Annotated in this window: 20 protein-coding genes; 15 read left to right on the forward strand and 5 right to left on the reverse strand. The window is 65.8% G+C overall.

Going from position 1 to position 16611, the window contains the following annotated elements; translation table 11 throughout:
* Nucleotide 1 precedes the first annotated feature (1 nt).
* Genes METFAM1_RS0119695 through METFAM1_RS0119705 form a run of 3 tightly spaced genes read left to right on the forward strand, consistent with a single transcriptional unit; the run spans nt 2 to nt 2321 of the window.
* The gene (locus METFAM1_RS0119695; protein ID WP_019917293.1) at nt 2–718 is read left to right on the forward strand and encodes an RNA polymerase sigma factor FliA; all 717 of its coding nucleotides are present in this window, start codon (nt 2–4) and stop codon (nt 716–718) included.
* Nucleotides 719–729: 11 nt separating this feature from the next.
* On the forward strand, nt 730–1488 hold the full coding sequence (locus METFAM1_RS0119700) for a flagellar motor protein (RefSeq protein WP_019917294.1): 759 nt from the start codon (nt 730–732) through the stop codon (nt 1486–1488).
* The gene (locus tag METFAM1_RS0119705) at nt 1485–2321 is read left to right on the forward strand and encodes a flagellar motor protein MotB (protein WP_019917295.1); all 837 of its coding nucleotides are present in this window, start codon (nt 1485–1487) and stop codon (nt 2319–2321) included. The genes METFAM1_RS0119700 and METFAM1_RS0119705 overlap by 4 nt, the downstream gene beginning before the upstream one ends.
* On the opposite strand, the gene METFAM1_RS0119710 is transcribed toward METFAM1_RS0119705, so the two are convergent.
* From METFAM1_RS0119710 to flgA, 4 genes are all read right to left on the reverse strand, one after another.
* The gene (locus METFAM1_RS0119710; RefSeq protein ID WP_019917296.1) at nt 2322–2876 is read right to left on the reverse strand and encodes a Spy/CpxP family protein refolding chaperone; all 555 of its coding nucleotides are present in this window, start codon (nt 2874–2876) and stop codon (nt 2322–2324) included.
* A 117-nt stretch (nt 2877–2993) separates the two neighbouring features.
* Nucleotides 2994–3488 carry a flagellar protein FlgN gene (locus tag METFAM1_RS0119715; RefSeq protein ID WP_019917297.1) on the reverse strand — a complete coding sequence of 165 codons (495 nt, stop codon included), beginning with the start codon at nt 3486–3488 and terminating at the stop codon, nt 2994–2996.
* Nucleotides 3488–3802 (reverse strand): flagellar biosynthesis anti-sigma factor FlgM, encoded by a 315-nt coding sequence (gene flgM / locus METFAM1_RS0119720; protein ID WP_019917298.1) that lies wholly within the window; start codon nt 3800–3802, stop codon nt 3488–3490. Before flgM ends, METFAM1_RS0119715 begins: the two co-directional genes overlap by 1 nt.
* A gap of 142 nt (nt 3803–3944) precedes the next feature.
* Nucleotides 3945–4625, reverse strand: coding sequence for a flagellar basal body P-ring formation chaperone FlgA (gene flgA, locus METFAM1_RS0119725; protein ID WP_019917299.1), 681 nt, complete (start codon nt 4623–4625; stop codon nt 3945–3947).
* A gap of 310 nt (nt 4626–4935) precedes the next feature.
* Between flgA and flgB the strand changes: the two genes are divergently transcribed.
* The 9 genes from flgB (at nt 4936) to flgJ (ending at nt 12249) form a co-directional block, all read left to right on the forward strand.
* Nucleotides 4936–5343 (forward strand): flagellar basal body rod protein FlgB, encoded by a 408-nt coding sequence (gene flgB, locus METFAM1_RS0119730; protein ID WP_019917300.1) that lies wholly within the window; start codon nt 4936–4938, stop codon nt 5341–5343.
* A 24-nt stretch (nt 5344–5367) separates the two neighbouring features.
* On the forward strand, nt 5368–5769 hold the full coding sequence (flgC, locus tag METFAM1_RS0119735) for a flagellar basal body rod protein FlgC (protein WP_019917301.1): 402 nt from the start codon (nt 5368–5370) through the stop codon (nt 5767–5769).
* Nucleotides 5770–5779: 10 nt separating this feature from the next.
* Nucleotides 5780–6457: a flagellar hook assembly protein FlgD gene (locus METFAM1_RS0119740; RefSeq protein ID WP_019917302.1), complete on the forward strand. Its 678-nt coding sequence runs from the start codon at nt 5780–5782 to the stop codon at nt 6455–6457.
* A gap of 14 nt (nt 6458–6471) precedes the next feature.
* Nucleotides 6472–7689, forward strand: a complete 1218-nt coding sequence (gene flgE / locus METFAM1_RS0119745) for a flagellar hook protein FlgE (RefSeq protein WP_019917304.1) — start codon at nt 6472–6474, stop codon at nt 7687–7689.
* A gap of 145 nt (nt 7690–7834) precedes the next feature.
* Nucleotides 7835–8575, forward strand: coding sequence for a flagellar basal-body rod protein FlgF (flgF, locus tag METFAM1_RS0119750; RefSeq protein WP_019917305.1), 741 nt, complete (start codon nt 7835–7837; stop codon nt 8573–8575).
* Between the two features lie 18 nt (nt 8576–8593).
* Nucleotides 8594–9376, forward strand: coding sequence for a flagellar basal-body rod protein FlgG (gene flgG / locus METFAM1_RS0119755; protein ID WP_024300873.1), 783 nt, complete (start codon nt 8594–8596; stop codon nt 9374–9376).
* 20 nt (nt 9377–9396) lie between these two features.
* Entirely contained in the window at nt 9397–10095 is a 699-nt protein-coding gene (locus METFAM1_RS0119760; protein WP_020165448.1) for a flagellar basal body L-ring protein FlgH, read from the forward strand.
* Between the two features lie 88 nt (nt 10096–10183).
* Nucleotides 10184–11281: a flagellar basal body P-ring protein FlgI gene (locus tag METFAM1_RS0119765; protein WP_019917309.1), complete on the forward strand. Its 1098-nt coding sequence runs from the start codon at nt 10184–10186 to the stop codon at nt 11279–11281.
* A complete protein-coding gene (gene flgJ / locus METFAM1_RS0119770; protein ID WP_019917310.1) occupies nt 11281–12249 on the forward strand; it encodes a flagellar assembly peptidoglycan hydrolase FlgJ in 969 nt (322 codons plus the stop codon). Before METFAM1_RS0119765 ends, flgJ begins: the two co-directional genes overlap by 1 nt.
* 34 nt (nt 12250–12283) lie before the next feature.
* On the opposite strand, the gene METFAM1_RS0119775 is transcribed toward flgJ, so the two are convergent.
* A complete protein-coding gene (locus tag METFAM1_RS0119775) occupies nt 12284–12733 on the reverse strand; it encodes a hypothetical protein (RefSeq protein WP_019917311.1) in 450 nt (149 codons plus the stop codon).
* A 133-nt stretch (nt 12734–12866) separates the two neighbouring features.
* On the opposite strand from METFAM1_RS0119775, the gene flgK reads away from it, so the two are divergent.
* Genes flgK through METFAM1_RS0119790 form a run of 3 tightly spaced genes read left to right on the forward strand, consistent with a single transcriptional unit; the run spans nt 12867 to nt 16572 of the window.
* Nucleotides 12867–14810 carry a flagellar hook-associated protein FlgK gene (gene flgK / locus METFAM1_RS0119780; protein WP_019917312.1) on the forward strand — a complete coding sequence of 648 codons (1944 nt, stop codon included), beginning with the start codon at nt 12867–12869 and terminating at the stop codon, nt 14808–14810.
* A gap of 11 nt (nt 14811–14821) precedes the next feature.
* Nucleotides 14822–16114 carry a flagellar hook-associated protein FlgL gene (gene flgL, locus METFAM1_RS0119785; protein ID WP_019917314.1) on the forward strand — a complete coding sequence of 431 codons (1293 nt, stop codon included), beginning with the start codon at nt 14822–14824 and terminating at the stop codon, nt 16112–16114.
* Nucleotides 16115–16116: 2 nt separating this feature from the next.
* On the forward strand, nt 16117–16572 hold the full coding sequence (locus tag METFAM1_RS0119790) for a hypothetical protein (protein WP_019917316.1): 456 nt from the start codon (nt 16117–16119) through the stop codon (nt 16570–16572).
* Nucleotides 16573–16611: the final 39 nt, after the last annotated feature.

Raw genomic sequence — 16611 nt, forward strand, 5'->3', positions numbered from 1 at the left:
CATGTACACCGCATCCGGAACACTGGACCGTGATCAGCTTGCCAAGCACTACGCGCCGCTGGTCAAGCGCATTGCCTACCACCTGATGGCCAAGTTGCCGGCCAGCGTGCAGGTCGAGGACATCATCCAGAACGGCATGCTGGGCCTGCTCGACGCGATGAGCCGCTACGAGGAAGGGCTGGGCGCGCAGTTCGAAACTTATGCCGTGCAGCGCATCCGCGGCGCCATGCTCGACGGCCTGCGCGAGAACGACTGGCTGCCGCGCAGCCTGCGCCGCGACATGCGCCGCATCGAAACCGCCATCCACACGCTGGAGCAGCAGAAGGGCCGTCAGCCGACCGAAGGCGAACTGGCCGAATCGCTCGGCATGCCGCTGCCCGAGTACCAGAAGATGCTGCAGGAAGCGCGCGGCTATCAGCTGGTCTATTTCGAGGACTTCACCGACGGCGACGACGATGATTACCTCGACCGCCACAGCGTCGGTACGGAAGATCTCGATCCGCTCGAACGACTGCTCGACAAGAATATGCGCGACGTGCTCGTGCGCGCCATCGGCGATCTGCCGGACCGCGAAAAGACGGTGATGGGCCTCTATTACGAAGAAGACCTGAACCTGCGCGAGATCGGCGAGATTCTCGGCGTATCCGAATCGCGCGTCTGCCAGCTGCACAGCCAGGCCATCGCCCGACTGCGCAGCCGCATCGCGGCGCGCGGCTAAGCGGAGTACGCGTGCGCGTCGATCGCATCAGCATCGCCGGCCTGCTGCTCGGTCTGGCTGCCATCATGCTCGGGCAGGTGCTCGAGGGCGGCAGCCTGTCGTCGCTTTTCCAGCCGGCCGCCTTCGTCATCGTGCTCGGTGGCACGCTGGGCGCGACCATGCTGCAGACCCGTTTTCCCATCTTCATGCGCGGCATGCGCATGGGGCGCTGGGCCTTCGTCGCGCCGTCGCAGGTGCCGGACGACATGATCCGCCGGTTGGTCGCCTGGGCCCAGTTGTCGCGGCGCGAGGGCATCCTGGCGCTGGAGAAGCAGGTCGGCAACGAAAGCGATCCGTTCTTCCGCAAGGGCGTGCAATTGCTGGTCGATGGTGCTGACGCGACCCGCCTGCGCGAGGTGATGGAGGTCGAGATCACCACCTACGAGAACACGCTGCGCCAGGCGGCGCGCGTGTGGGATTCGGCCGCCGGCTATTCGCCAACCATAGGCATCATGGGCGCGGTGCTGGGACTGATCCACGTGATGGAGAACCTCGGTGATCCGACCCGGCTCGGCGCCGGCATCGCCACCGCCTTCGTCGCCACCATCTACGGCGTCGGTGCGGCCAATCTGATTTTCCTGCCTATCGGTCGCAAGCTGCAGACCCACGTGTCGCAGCTCATCGCGGTGCGCGAAATCTTCGTCGATGGTCTGGTCGGCATCGCCAACGGCGACAACCCGCGCATCATCGAGGGCAGGCTGCTCGGCTACGTTGCTCAGGTGCCGGAGTGAGCGCGCCGCGCAAGCGTCGCTACGTGCCGGAGTCGGATGAGAATCACGACCGCTGGCTGGTGTCCTACGCCGATCTGGTCACCTTGCTGTTCGCCTTCTTTGTCGTGATGTACGCGATTTCCCAGGTCAGCGAGAGCAAGTACCGCGTGCTCAGCGCCTCGCTGACCAGCGCCTTCTCCGCCCGCGACGGCGTCCAGCTGATCGAGCTGCCTGCGGTGGCGCCGCCGCGCAGTGCGCTGCAGATTGAGCTCGATCAGGTCCGCCAGGCGCGTGCCGCCGCGAAAGAAAAAGAAAGGCGCGAACGTGCGCAGCGCACGATGACCGAGCTGACGCAGGCGCTGTCGGCGCTGACGCGCGACGGTCAGGCCACGGTCACCGACGGTGCGCTCGGCATCACCGTCGATCTCGACGCGACCTTCCTGTTCGGCCGTGGCGACGCGACGCTGGAACCCGCGGCGCGCGACATCATCGCGGCGGTGGCCGGCGTGCTGCTCTACAGCGATTTTCCGCTGGTGATCGAAGGACACACGGACAACGTGCTGGCCACCGGGCGTGGCATGTCGAACTGGTCGCTGTCGGCATTGCGCGCGGCGGCGGTGACCCAGGTGTTCGAGGAGCAGGGCATCATTCCGGCAAGGCTCACCGCGGCAGGACTTGCCGATCAGCGGCCGATTGCCGGCAACGACAGCGAAGAGGGGCGAGCGAAGAATCGTCGCGTATCCATCCGCATCGAAACGTACTCGACCGACCGCGCGGCGCTCAATGGCGCGCCGGCGAATGCGCCGGTCGAGGTGCCCGAGGGCAGCCTCGGCTCCAGCTTCCCCAGGCTCTGATCATTGCGCCCGCTCGCGGCGTCCGCCGGAAGGTGGGCCGCCGCGCTCGCCATGGCGGTCGCGCGCAGACCCGTCCTCTGCCCCGCGGCCGGGCAAACCGGAGTAAAGCGCCGGCACCGTGCCCGGCAGCAGCCGGTCGGCGACGCGCCGCTGGTTGGGGTCGAGCGTGCCGTACAGCAGTTCCGCCGCCTCGGCGATGTCTTCCATCGCGACCAGCCGGTTGCGAACCACATCGACCTTGCGACCTATCTGCCTCACTGCGTCGACGCGTGTGACGGGGCGCGGGTCCAGCCGCAGCTGGTCTGCCATCAGCGCGCCTATCGTCTCGCGGTAACGCTCCCACAGAGGCTGCTGAAGAGGAGTCAGCGACAAGCTCTGCTCCACCTCGGCCAGTTGCGTCTGCAGATCGTCGACGACACCGGCACTGCCGCCGCTGCGTGCCTCAGCCGGGGGGCCGCGTCGTGAGCGGTCGACGTCGCGGTCCGGTGCGGAGGCGCAGGCGGTCATCAGCAGCAGCACGAGGCTGAGCAGCGGGAGGGTGCGGGAAACGGGCATGGCATGTGGCCTGGGCTGTGGAACAGGCAGCCACGATGACAGCCACCGGCAAACACGCTGTGTCGCCGGGTCAAGCCATGTCGTGCGGGTGTAAGCGGGTGTTGCGCCCCGCCGTGCTCAGGCGCTGCCGAAAGAGCGACGGCTGGTGCGTGCCATCGCCTGACCGTCCGGCCCGTAGGTCGATGCCTGCTCGGCGGCCGACATCAGCACGGCAAGCGCCTGCTGGCTGGACTTCATCTGCGCGCGGATCATCAACCCGTTCGCCAGATTTGCGTCGTGTGCTTCGCGAGCCAGTTCGAGCAGGTCGGCAAAGGGTTTGCGGCAGGCGGTCCATTCCGGTCCGCTGGCGAACAGTGCGTCAATGTCGGCCTTCGCCGGCTTCACGCCGGCACGCGCAAGCAGCGCCGTGCGCGCATCGCCCAACTGCGCGAGGCGGCCGTAGACCTCCGACTTGCGTGCGGCAAGCACGGGCAGGGTATCGACATCACCGGATTCGAGCGCGCGGCGCTCGGCATCGAGATGGCCGATGGCCGCGCGCAAGGACGCGACCTCCTCGGTCATCAGTACGGACAGTCGCGCGGAAATCTGCGCGGCCAGTTCGTTCTGGGTCATCAGGTCGCCGGGCGCGTATTCAGCATCTGGCGCACGCTTTCGATCAGGCTGTCGGCCACGCGATCGGCGTTGACCTTGAAGCGACCGTCGGCAATGGCCTGCTTGATTTCATCGACGCGAGCGCTGTCGACCACCGGCACATTGGCAATGGTCGATTCGAGCTCGCGCAGACGCGAGGAGGTGCTCGAAACATCGACCTGGGCACCCGCGGAAGGCGTGGCCGAAGTCGAATTGGTCGGGGTGTTGCCCGACGAGTTGCGCGTGGTCGAAGTTGAAGTCGGACCAAGCGGCTTTCCAGTTCCGTCGATTTTCACGATGAACCCTTTCAGAAGACGTTCGATCGGTATTACGACGACGACACGACAAAACTTTAGAACTTTTTGTAGGGAGCCGTCTTACACCGATGCCTGATGCGCACTATATCAAGCACCGACGCGGCTGGCCGTCGAACAGACCCTAATAGATCACTTCGACGAGACCGCCCGGACGTGCTACGCCGCTCACCACCTGACCGCTGCCGGTGCGGATCTGCACTGTCTGGCCTGACTGCGCGGTGGCCAGCGCACGGCCATCGTGACTGACCGAGAAGCCGTTGCCGCGTGCGAACAGTTTCACGATCTGCCCCTGTTGCACGGCGACCGGTGCGCGCAGCCAGTCGGCGCGCAGCGGCTGGCCGGCACCGATGGCGACATTCACCGACTGCCCGACGGCCTGCTGAGGATCGGTAATCATGTTCGGCGGCAGTTCGGTGAGGTCGCCGCGCATGAAGGCGTAATCGCCGTCGGCCACCACCTGGCCACGGCCCAGCGCGCGCGCTGCGACGAGATAGTCACCTTCGATGCGAACGCGCGACGGAATGTAGACGGTCCAGTTGGCGCCGGCGAGGCAGCGTACGCCGACGCTGACGCGACCCCAGGGTCGGGCGCCCGGCGGCAGGAAGGGCTCGTGCGCCGTGCAGGCTGCCAACGCGATCCGCGCGTCCGGCTGGCCGACTTCGACCACAGCCTTGCCCGGCATGCTTGCCGCCTGCGCGGTCAGGTACTGGCTGACGGTAGCGCGCAGCGCCTCCGGTGAGGTCTGTGCCTGCGCGCTGGAGCACAGGGCAAGCAGCAGCATGAGAAGAGGACGGCGGAACATGGACGGATCTCCTGGCGATGGATGCATTCGATCACGCCGCTTGCAAGGTCGATGCCGGAAATAGCGGGTGAAGCACAGTTCTGTTCCGCTGCGCGGTGCCCGGAGCGAGCCGTGCGCCCGTTGCCGCAGGGAAAATCCTTTTCCGGCAAGGGTTTGAAGGCGGGTTGTTCGGTTTTGCGCGGCAAACCTTGCCGCTTCGAGGCGGCAGAAGACGAGGAAAGGCGGGGTGCGAACAGTCCTTTTTTGCCGTTTCCGGCAGCACCTCGGCGCTTAAAGTCATTGGCACGATAGCTGCAATGGACTGCACATCATGCCGACACCTCTCGACCGACATCTCAACCTGCATCAAGCCGCCCTCGGCGTGCGCGCCGCGCGCCAGCAGCAGCTGGCGTCGAACATCGCCAACGCCGATACGCCGCACTACAAGGCACGCGATATCGAGTTCCGGAGTGCGCTCGAAAGCGCGCTGGGCGGCAAGCTCGGTGGGCCGGTGGAACTGGCGCGTACTTCCAGCTCGCACATCGAAGCCAAGGGCAGCGGCGCACTTGATCAGTCGATGAAGTACCGCACCGAAACGCAGTCCAGCGTCGATGGCAACACGGTAGATATGGACGTCGAGCGCGCGGCATTCGCCGAGAACTCGGTGCAGTACGAAGCGCTGCTCACCTTCATCAGCGGTCGCCTGCGCACGATGCAGCAGGCGATCCAGGGCCAGTAAGGAGGCTGAACCATGGCAGGAAACATGTTCAACGTGTTCGGTATCGCCGGTTCGGCACTGACTGCGCAGTCGGTGCGACTGAACACGACGTCGAGCAATCTCGCCAACGCCGACTCCGTGACCACGGCCAACGGCCAGCCCTACCGCGCCAAGCAGGTGGTGTTCGAAATGAAGCCGATCGCCGACGGCGGCGAAGCCAGCGGTGTGCGCGTGACGCAGATCGTCGAGAGCGCGGCGCCGCTGCGCAGCACCTACGACCCGACCAACCCGGCTGCCAACGCCGACGGCTACGTGCAGATGCCCAACGTCAATGTCGTGGAGGAGATGGTCAACATGATTTCCGCCTCCCGCTCGTATCAGACCAACGCGGAAATGATGAATACCGCGAAGCAGCTGATGCTCAAGACCCTCACCATCGGACAGTAAGGACAACGCCATGGCTACCAATCCCGTCAATGGCAATTCTGCCGCCGACCTCTACAGCTCACTGAACACGACGCAGAAGCAGGCAACGTCAGAACTCGATGCGGCGCAGAACCGCTTCCTGATGCTGCTCACCACGCAGCTCAGAATGCAGGATCCGCTCAGCCCGATGGACAACGCGCAGGTCACCTCGCAGCTGGCGCAGATCAGCACCGTCGATGGCATCACCAAGCTCAACAGCACGCTGGAAAAGATGATGGAGAGCACCAGCGATGCGCAGCACCTGCAGGCGACGGCGCTGGTCGGCCACGCGGTGCTGATCGAAGGTTCGGACCTGAAGCTGGTCGAGGGGCAGTCGATGGGGGGGGTCGAGCTGACCACTCCGGCCGACGATGTCGTCGTCACCATCAAGGGTGCGAATGGCGTGATCGTCCGCGAGATGGCGTTGGGCGATCAGGAGGCCGGCATCACGCAATTCGTCTGGGACGGCAAGGACAACTCTGGCACGGCAGTTGCTCAGGATGGTTCGTACTCCTTCTCCGTGAAAGCGGTGCAGGGGGGCAAGACGCTGACCAGCACGCCGCTCGAACTCGCGGTGGTCGGCAGCGTCGAGCGCACCGGCGGTGTCACCCGCCTGAATGTGGGCCAGCAGGGGCTGGTCACGATGAACGACATCAAGCAGATCTACTGATCGGGAGTTGAATCATGGCCTTCCAGCAAGGACTTTCCGGACTGAACATCGCCTCCAAGGCGCTCGACGCGATCAGCAACAACGTCGCGAACTCGACCACCGTGGGTTTCAAGCAGTCGCAGGCACAATTTGCCGACATCTACGCGACCACGCTGGGCGGCGGCGGTTCGGCCCAGATCGGTATCGGCGCTCGGGTGAATGGCGTTGCCCAGCAGTTCGCGCAGGGCAACATCACCGTCACCAGCAATCCGCTGGACATCGCCATCAACGGTGAGGGCTTCTTCCGGATGAGCGACAACGGCGACGTGCTCTACACGCGCAACGGTCAGTTCTCGGTCGATAAGCAGGGCTACATCGTCAATGGCTCCGGTTACCGGCTCACCGGTTACGGCACCGACGCCAACGACAACATCGTGGTGACTGCACCGATCGATCTGCGCATCGACACTGCGCTGTCAGGTGCCGAACCGACGTCGACCACGGCGGCCGACCTCGCGGTCAACCTCGACTCGCGACTGTCGCCGCCGGTCACGGCGCCGTTCTCGACCGCAGACACGTCGAGCTTCTCGTATTCCACGTCGATGACCACCTACGACTCGCTCGGCAATCCGCATGTGATGTCGATGTACTTCGTCAAGTCGGCCACGCCGAACCAGTGGGATCTCCATACGACGCTGGACGGTGGCGCGCCGACGGCAGCGACCACCCTGACCTTTAATTCGAACGGTGGTCTGGTCGGCCCGTCCACGGTGGCGCAGTCCTTCGCCATCACCACCGGCGCCACCACGCCGCTGACCTTCGATCTCAACCTCGGCAACTCGACCCAGTACGGCACCACGTTCAGCGTGAATGCTGTTGCGCAGGATGGCTATACCTCGGGTCGGCTGTCCGGCCTCAGCGTGTCGCCGGAAGGCATCATCCAGGGGCGCTATACCAATGGCCAGTCGCGCACGCTGGGTCAGGTCGTGCTCGCCTCGTTCCAGAATCCGGATGGCATGGTGCAGCTGGGCAGCAACGCCTGGGCGGAAACCTCCTTCTCCGGTCCGCCGGCCGTCGGTGAGCCCGGCACGGGCAATCGCGGCGGTCTGCAGCCGGGCGCGGTCGAGGACTCCAACGTCGACCTCACCGCCGAGCTGGTTAACATGATCACGCAGCAGCGCGCCTATCAGGCGAACGCGCAATCGATCAAGACGCAGGATCAGATCATGCAGACGCTGGTGAACCTGCGCTGAGTTGAAATTGCCCCCACGCTCACGTCGTTCGCTGCCCCCCGAGGGGGCTGCGCTCGCCCTTGGGGCGGCCCTGCGGGCGGCGCGGCGCTTGCTTCGTGCGATTTGCCTGGAGCTTGGAGTCATCACAAATGGATAGAGAACTGCCATGGACCGCGTGATCTATACCGCGATGACCGGCGCGAAGTGGACGATGGAGCGCCAGGCTTCGGTCGCCCACAATCTCGCCAATGCATCGACCACCGGCTATCGCGCGGAGGAGCACCGTCTGCGTGCCGTGCAGGTGCAGACCGAGGCGTTCGCGTCGCGCGCATTCGTCATCGACGCCAGCGTGAAGAACGACTACACGCCGGGCGCGCTGCAGCAGACCGGGCGCTCATACGACATGGCGATACAGGGCAAGGGCTGGTTCACGCTGGCCATGCCTGACGGCACCGAGGCCTACACGCGCAACGGCCACTTCCAGGTCAGCCCGACCGGCATCCTGCAGAACCATGAGGGTATTCCTCTGCAGGGCGAGACCGGTCCGATCACCGTGCCGCCGGACACCGAGGTGACGCTGGGGGCCGACGGCACGCTGTCTGCCGTGCAGCGCACCGGCGGCGTGAACCAGGTCAACCCGATCGGCCGTCTGAAGCTGGTCGATCCGCCCGAGAACACACTCAAGCGCGGCGACGACGGCTTGTTCCGCTCGACTGCACCCGGACTGCAGCCGCAGGCACAGAACGTGCGTGTCGTCGGCGGCTACCTCGAAGGCAGCAATGTGAATGTGGTCGATCAGGTGGTGGCAATGATTTCGCTGTCCCGCCAGTTCGAGATGCAGACCAAGATGCTGCAGACCGCCGAACGCAACGACCAGGCTGCCTCGCAGGTTCTGGGCAACAACTGACAACCGGAGTAACCGACCATGATTCGCTCGCTGTGGATTGCCCGCACCGGCATGGATGCACATCAGACTCAGCTCGATGTCATCACCAACAACCTCGCGAACGTCAGTACCAACGGTTTCAAGCGTGCCCGCGCCGTGTTCGAGGATCTGCTGTACCAGACCATGCGTCAGCCGGGCGCGCTGAACACGCAACAGAACACCATTCCGTCGGGCCTGCAGATCGGTACCGGCGTGCGTCCGGTGGCGACCGAACGGATCCATACGCAAGGCAATATCCAGCAGACCGGCGGTACGCTCGACGTGGCCATCCAGGGCGAAGGCTTCTTCCAGATCCAGATGCCGGACGGCACGCTGTCCTATACCCGTGACGGCGCTTTCCAGAAGGACGCGCAGGGCGTCATGGTTACCTCAAGCGGCTTCCCGGTGCAGCCGCAGATCACCATTCCGGCTGATGCAGTGTCGGTCACCATCGGCCGTGATGGCGTGGTGAGCGTGCTGCAGGCCGGTCAGAACGCGCCGACCCAGATCGGCCAGCTGCAACTGGCGACCTTCGTGAATACCGGTGGCCTGCAGAGCGTCGGCGAAAACCTGTTCGTCGAAACCGCCTCCAGCGGCGTGCCGACGCCGAACACCCCGGGCACCAATGGCGCCGGCCTGCTCAATCAGGGCTTCGTCGAAACGTCGAACGTGAACGTGGTCGAGGAACTGGTGAACATGATCCAGACCCAGCGCGCCTACGAAATCAACTCGCGCGCCATCCAGACGTCGGACCAGATGCTGGCCCGACTGACCCAGCTGTAAGAGATCCGGCGGAGACCACCATGAATGCCCAACGCCTTCACCTTGCCGCCCGCTGCGCAGGTTTTGCCGTGGTGCTGGTCGTGGCGGCAATGCTTGCCGGCTGCGTCACGACGACGCCGCCGACCGCGGTGCATCAGCCGATGTCGGTGCGTCCGGAACCGCGTCCGCAGTATCAGACCAACGCTGGCGCGATCTTTCAGCCGGGCGCCGTGCGACCGCTGTTCGAGGACCGTCGCGCGCGCATGGTCGGCGACACGCTGGTGATCAACCTGAGCGAGCGCACGCAGGCGGCGAAGAAGTCGTCGAGCTCGGCTGATCGCTCGCAGGACATCGAGGTCAGCGTGCCGCGCATCGCCGGCGTGCCGCTCAAGGGCGCACAGGGCATCGGCGTGCAGGCGAACAGCGAGAACGTGTTCGCCGGCAAGGGCGCGTCCTCGGCCGACAACAACTTCACTGGCACCATCACCGTCACCGTGATCGAGGTGCTGCCGAACGGCAATCTGCTGGTGTCCGGTGAGAAGAAGGTCGCGATCAACCAGGGCGACGAGTACATCCGCTTCTCCGGCGTCGTGAATCCGACCCAGGTGACCGCGGCGAACACGGTGCAGTCCACCCAGGTGGCCGATGCGCGCATCGAGTACCGCGCCACCGGCTATATCGACGAGGCGCAGGTGATGGGCTGGCTGGGCCGCTTCTTCCTGAGCTTCCTGCCGCTGTGATGAGGAATCAGCCCTCTTTTCCGGCCATCGGGTTCCCGGTCGCCGGCGTATAAAAGGCACTGTACTGCCGCCCGGAAGGCGAACCGAAATGAAGCGCTTCATCACATTCTTCCTGCTTGCATGGCTGGCCGCGCTGCCGGTCAGTGCCGAGCGCATCAAGGACCTGGCGTCGCTGTCAGGTGTGCGCAATAACCAGCTGGTCGGCTACGGCCTGGTGGTCGGCCTCGATGGCTCCGGTGACCAGACGACGCAGACGCCATTCACCGTGCAGAGCGTGATCAACATGCTCGGTAATATGGGGGTGACCCTGCCGCCCGGGCAGAACCTGCAGCTGAAGAACGTCGCCGCGGTGATGGTGACTGCCAGCCTGCCGCCCTTTGCGCGGCCCGGTCAGGCGATGGACGTGACCGTGTCGTCGATGGGTAACGCCAAGAGCCTGCGTGGCGGCACCCTCGTGATGACGCCGCTCAAGGGGGCGGACGGCCAGATCTACGGCATGGCCCAGGGCAATGTGGTGGTCGGCGGCGCTGGCGCCTCGGCCGGTGGGTCGTCGGTCACCATCAATCACCTCTCGGTGGGCCGCATCGCCGGTGGCGCCACGGTCGAGCGTGCGGTGCCGACGGCCGTTGGTGAGGGCGATTTCATCAACCTCGAAACCCACACCACCGATTTCGGCACCACGCAGCGCATGGTCGACGCGATCAACGGCAGTGCCGGTCCCGGCACCGCGGTGGCGGTCGACGCCCGGCGCATCCAGGTGCGTGCGCCGCTCGACCCGAACCAGCGCGTCGCCTTCATGAGCCGCATCGAAAACCTCGACGTCACGCCGGCGCAACAGGCCGCCAAGGTGATCGTCAATTCGCGCACCGGTTCGGTGGTGATGAATCAGGCGGTCACGCTGGACAGCTGTGCGGTCGCGCACGGCAACCTGTCGGTCACGGTCAGTTCGGAGCCGGTGATCAGCCAGCCCGCACCGCTGTCCGGCGGGCAGACCGTGGTGGCCGAACGCAACCAGATAGACATCCAGCAGGAAGGCAGCGCGCTGATCAACGTGAAGAAGGGCGCCAACCTGTCAGAGGTCGTCCGTGCGCTGAACGCGCTGGGCGCCAATCCGCAGGACCTCATCATCATCCTGCAGGCGATGAAGGCGGCCGGCGCGCTGCGCGCCGAACTGGAAGTGATCTGATGGAGAACGCCGCGCTCAACACGCTGGCCGCCGACGTGCGCGGCCTCGACGTGCTGCGCCGCGCGGCGCGCGACAACTCGCCGGAGGCGCTGAAGGCCGCGGCCAAGCAGTTCGAGGCGATGTTCCTGCAGGTGGTGATCAAATCGATGCGCGAGGCGTCGCACGGCGACGAGCTGTTCGGCGGGCAGGAAAGCAAGATGTACCAGGACATGCTGGACCAGCAGTGGGCCCAGGTCATGACCGAAGGCGGCGGCACCGGCCTGGCCCGGGTGCTCGAGCGCCAGCTGTCAGCGAATGCGAACAGCGCCGATACCTCGGTGACACCGGAACTGAAGCCGCTGTCCGACGCCGGGCTGTTCCAGGGTCTGCCGCGGATGCCGGCGGCGGCAAGCTCTGCCGCCTTGCGGCAGAGTCTGCTGCCGGGCGAGGCAGCCGCTGCCGCAGATCTCGAAGCGGCATTGGCCGAACTTGCGCCGGTCAGGACGCGCGATGTGCCGGAGCACGCACGCGCCTTCGTCGAGCGGGTGTGGCCGGCCGCGCTGTCGGCCAGTCGCGCAACCGGCATTCCGGCGCAGTTCCTGGTTGCCCAGGCCGCGCTCGAAACCGGCTGGGGCCGGGCTGAACTGACGTCGGCCGACGGTACGCCCAGTCACAACCTTTTCAACATCAAGGCCGGCAGCAGCTGGCAAGGGCAGACCGTCACCGTTTCGGCCAGCGAGTTCATCGACGGCCGCTGGACCAAACAGACGGATGCCTTCCGCAGTTACGGCTCCTACGAAGAGAGCTTCGCCGACTACGCCCGTCTGTTGCAGAACCAGCCGCGCTACGCTCGCGTGCTCGGCGCTCAGGACGCCGGCAGTTTCGCCCGCGGCCTGCAGCAGGCGGGTTACGCCACCGACCCGGCTTACGCCGACAAGCTCGAACGCATCATCAAGGGCCCGTTACTGCGCGCCGCCTTGTCGGGCTGAGCCAGCGGGCAGGGCGGCAGCGCCGGCCCGCCGCTCACGGCAGCAGCTCCAGACAGCGCGCTCGGATCAGGCTGGCCTGACGGGCCGCACCGGCGTCCAGAAGCGCCTTCTCGCAGGCCAGCAACGCACGGCGCACGCCCGCCTCGTCGGTGGCGTCGCGCAATAGCGGCTTCAGCGCGTCGGTCTGTCCGCGCAAGGCGCGCTCCACACTTTCGATCAGGTAGAGGCGGGCCAGCGCCAGCGACTTCCGCCCGGTGGAGGCGACCGGCGCCGGGCGCTCGATGTCGAGCAGTCCGAGTTCGATCAGCCTGGTCAACGCGGCCGCCGCATCCGTGTCGCCGCTGGCCGCCCGGCCGAGAGCGGCAAGCAGGCCGGCAAAATCCTGCCGCCCGTCGGCGACTATCAGCACCGCGCGTTCGAGCGGTGTCAGCCGGTGTGCCCGCCGGACCACCTCGACGCGTCCGGCCGATGTCTTGAAAGCCACGTCCGTGGCCGATATGCGATGAGCGGGAGTGACCATCCCCGACATTGTTCCAGCCCAGTGTGACGCCCATAAAACGGAGCTGGCAAAGCTCTTGCTTTGATGTGTCCCAAGCACTCTGACGAGACGGCACATCATGGGAACGCAGCTCTACAGCATCGGCATCTCCGGACTGAATGCGGCGCAGGCCGCACTGGTCACGACCGGTCACAATATTTCGAATGCGGCGACCACCGGGTACACCCGGCAGGAAGTCATCTTCGGCACCAACGATCCGCAGCAGACCGGCGCCGGCTTTTTCGGCCAAGGCGCCAGGATCGAAACCGTGCGCCGCATCTACAGCCAGTTCCTGACGGCCCAGGTGATGGAGGCGCGTACGCAGAGCGCCGAGTACAACGCCTACGCCGACCAGATCGGCGCCCTCGACAACCTGCTTGCCGACGCTGACGCGGGCATGTCGCCGGCGATGTCCGGCTTCTTCGACGCGCTGCAGAGCGTGACTGCCTCGCCCACCTCGCTCGCCGCCCGTCAGTCGGTCATTTCGGCCGCACAGGCCATGACCGCACGCTTCAATGCGCTCGATCTGCGACTGGACGAGGTTCGCACAGGTCTCAATGGCGAGATCTCGGGCACGGTCGAGGAAATCAACCAGCTCGCCACGCAGATCGCCCGCTACAACAACCAGATTGCCGTGGCCGAGGCGAGCACCGGGCCGACCCGTCTGGCCAACGACATGCTCGACATGCGCGAGCGGCTGATCAGCCAGCTGAATGACCTGGTGCGTGTGACCCAGTTGCAGCAGAGCGATGGCTCGATCAATCTTTTCATCGGCAACGGCCAGCCGGTGGTCGTCGGCGGCAGCGCCTTCCAGCTGACTGCCGGACCGTCGGTCGAGGACGCCAGCCGTACCGAAGTCACCTACACGGCCCCCGGCGGCACCGTGCTGCGCATGCAGGAGTCCTCGCTCAGCGGCGGCAAGCTCGGTGGCCTGCTGGCCTTCCGCCGCGAAACGCTGGACGAGGCGCAGAACGCGCTCGGTCGCGTCGCCATCGGCATGGCGGAGCAGTTCAACGCGCAGCACCTGCTCGGCCAGGACCTGAACGGTGCGCTGGGCACGGCCTTCTTCAACACCCTGTCCGGCAGCGCGCTGCCGGCAAGCACCAACGACACGGTCGCGGCAGCACAGGTCAACGTGACGATCAACGATTCGTCTGAACTGACCACCAGCGACTACCGTCTGCGCTACGACGGCGCCAACTACACGCTCACCCGCCTGTCCGACAACGTGAGCTGGACCGCGGCGACGCTGGGCGGTCTGCCGCCTGCCGGCAGCCCGCAGGGCTTCACGCTGGATTCGGGTGCTACCACGCTGGCCGCCGGCGACAGCTTCCTGATCCAGCCGACGCGCAATGGCGCCTCGGATATCCGCACGCTGCTGTCGGACCCGCGCATGCTGGCGGTGGCGATGCCGATCAGCACCGCGGCCAGTCTGAGCAACGCCGGCACTGGCGCAATCAGTGCCGGTACCGTCACCTCGACCACAGGGCTGCCGCTGGGCGGTCCGATCACGCTGACCTTCGACGCCGCGACCAATGTGTTCAACGTGACCGGTGGGCCGGGCGGCACCATCGCCTACAACCCGGCCACCGATTCCGCCGGCGCAAGCTTCACCTTTTCCGGTCAAGGCGGCTTCACCTTCCAGCTGTCGGGGATTCCCCGTGACGGTGACACCTTTACCATACAGGCCAATGCCAGCGGTCAGGGCGACAACCGCAACCTGCTGGCGCTGGCCGCGCTGCAGGACGCGGACACGCTGGCCGGCGGTACCACCGGCTTCCAGGGGGCCTACGCGCAGATGGTTGCCGAGATCGGTTCGCAGGCACGCGAAATCCAGGTGAACCAGAAGGCACAGGACGTGCTGCTGTCGCGTGTCACCGAGTCGCAGCAGTCGCTGTCGGGCGTCAATCTGGATGAAGAGGCGGCCAATCTGCTCCGTTATCAACAGGCATACCAGGCGTCCGGCAAAATGATTGAGATCGCCAGTCGGCTGTTTGACACCGTGCTGCAACTGGGCGGCTGAGGAGAGTTGTAATGCGCGTTTCAACCAACACCATCTACGAAACCGGTACCTCCGGCCTCGTGCGTCAGAGCGGCGACCTGTTCAGGTTGCAGCAGCAGTTGTCCACCGGCCGCCGCGTGCTGGCGCCCTCCGACGATCCGGTGGCGTCCGCGCGGGCGCTCGAAGTCGAGCAATCGAAGTCGATGAACGACCAGTTCGCGATCAACCGTCGCGACGCCAGCAGCGCACTCGGTTTCGCCGAATCGCAGATCGCCACCGCCGGCGACATCCTGGCGACCATCCGCGAGCGCCTGATCCAGTCGCGCAGCGCGACGCTGGCCGATTCCGACCGCAAGGCGATTGCCACCGACATCCGCGCGATGTTCTCCGAAATGATGGGTATCGCGAACTCGCGCGACGCCTTCGGCGATTACCTGTTCAGCGGCTACAAGAGCACGACCCAGCCCTTCTCGGGTAGCGTCGAGGCCGGTGTGAGCTACGCCGGTGACGACGGCCAGCGTGAGGCGCAGGTCGGCAGCAACCGGCGCCTCGCGATCAGCGATTCCGGCGCCAATGTGTTCATGCGCGTGCCCTCGGGCAACGGCAATTTCTCGCTGACGCCGGATCCGGCGAACCGCGGTACGGCCGTGCTCGATGCGGGCAGCGTCACCGACATGAGCGCGTGGAACGATCCGGCCAACTCGGGTGACTTCGAAGTCGTGTTCGCGGTGTCCGGCGGCACGACCACCTATGACATCATCGACAATGCGAGCGGCAATTCTCTGCTCACCGGTGCCGCGCCGGGCGGCGCTCCGCTGCCGCGGACCTTCCTGCCGGGCGACGTGATCAACTTGCGTTCGAACGGCGGTTCCGAGCCGCCCTTCAATTTCGGCGCCCGTTTCTCGATGACCGGCGCCCCCGCCGACGGCGACCGCGTGGCGCTGCAGATCAGCACGTCGCAGAGCGTGTTCGAAACCATCGGCGACGTGATTCTCGCGCTCGAACAGCCGGCCTCCGGCGACGCGAACGCGCTGGCCAAGGTGAGCAACGCGATCGGCTCGGCGATCTCGAACATCGATCAGTCAACCGACAATCTGCTGACCACGCGCGCGCGTATCGGCGCTCGCAGCTCCGAGCTGGCGGCGCTCGATTCGCTGGGCGAAGAGGTGAATCTGCAGTTCGAGTCCTCGCTGTCGACCCTGCGCGACCTGAACTACACCGAGGCGCTGAGCAAGCTCACGCAGCAGCAGGCTTATCTGCAGGCGGCTCAGCAATCCTTCCTGAAGGTGTCCGGCCTGTCGCTGTTCAACTTCATCGGAGCCTGATCATGACGGCGCGCCTGTCCGCAGCATTGATCGCCGCCACGCTGGCGGCGGCCTGTTCGTCGCTCGACCGCACACTGCCGAGCGCGAGCAGTTCCGTCATTCCGGACACCAAGCTGCGCTTGACGCCGGGCTACACGACGACGCCGGAAAAGCTCATTTACTTTGCCGGTGCCGCCTATCTCGCCTACATCGTGCTCGATCCGATGGCACCGAACTGGACCATCGAAGAGGCGCAGCTGTCCGAGGACACCTACTACCTCGGCATGAAGAAGATGCGCACGCGGCCGGGCGGCGAGGGCGAGGCGCGCATGGTGTTCCGCCGGCGTGCCGAGCAGCTGGCGCGCGCTGGCGGCTACGCCGGCTACGACATCGTCAGTTACAGCGAGGGCATACAGTCCGAACTGGTCGCGCAGCGCGTCGGCGAAGGGGTGATACAGCTGCGCCACGGCACGCGCTGAATCGCCGCCGGCCGCGCTGCCGGCTGCGGTACACTTCGC

It is taken from the genome of Methyloversatilis discipulorum (genome assembly GCF_000527135.1).
In the GTDB taxonomy this organism is placed as follows: Bacteria; Pseudomonadota; Gammaproteobacteria; order Burkholderiales; family Rhodocyclaceae; genus Methyloversatilis; species Methyloversatilis discipulorum.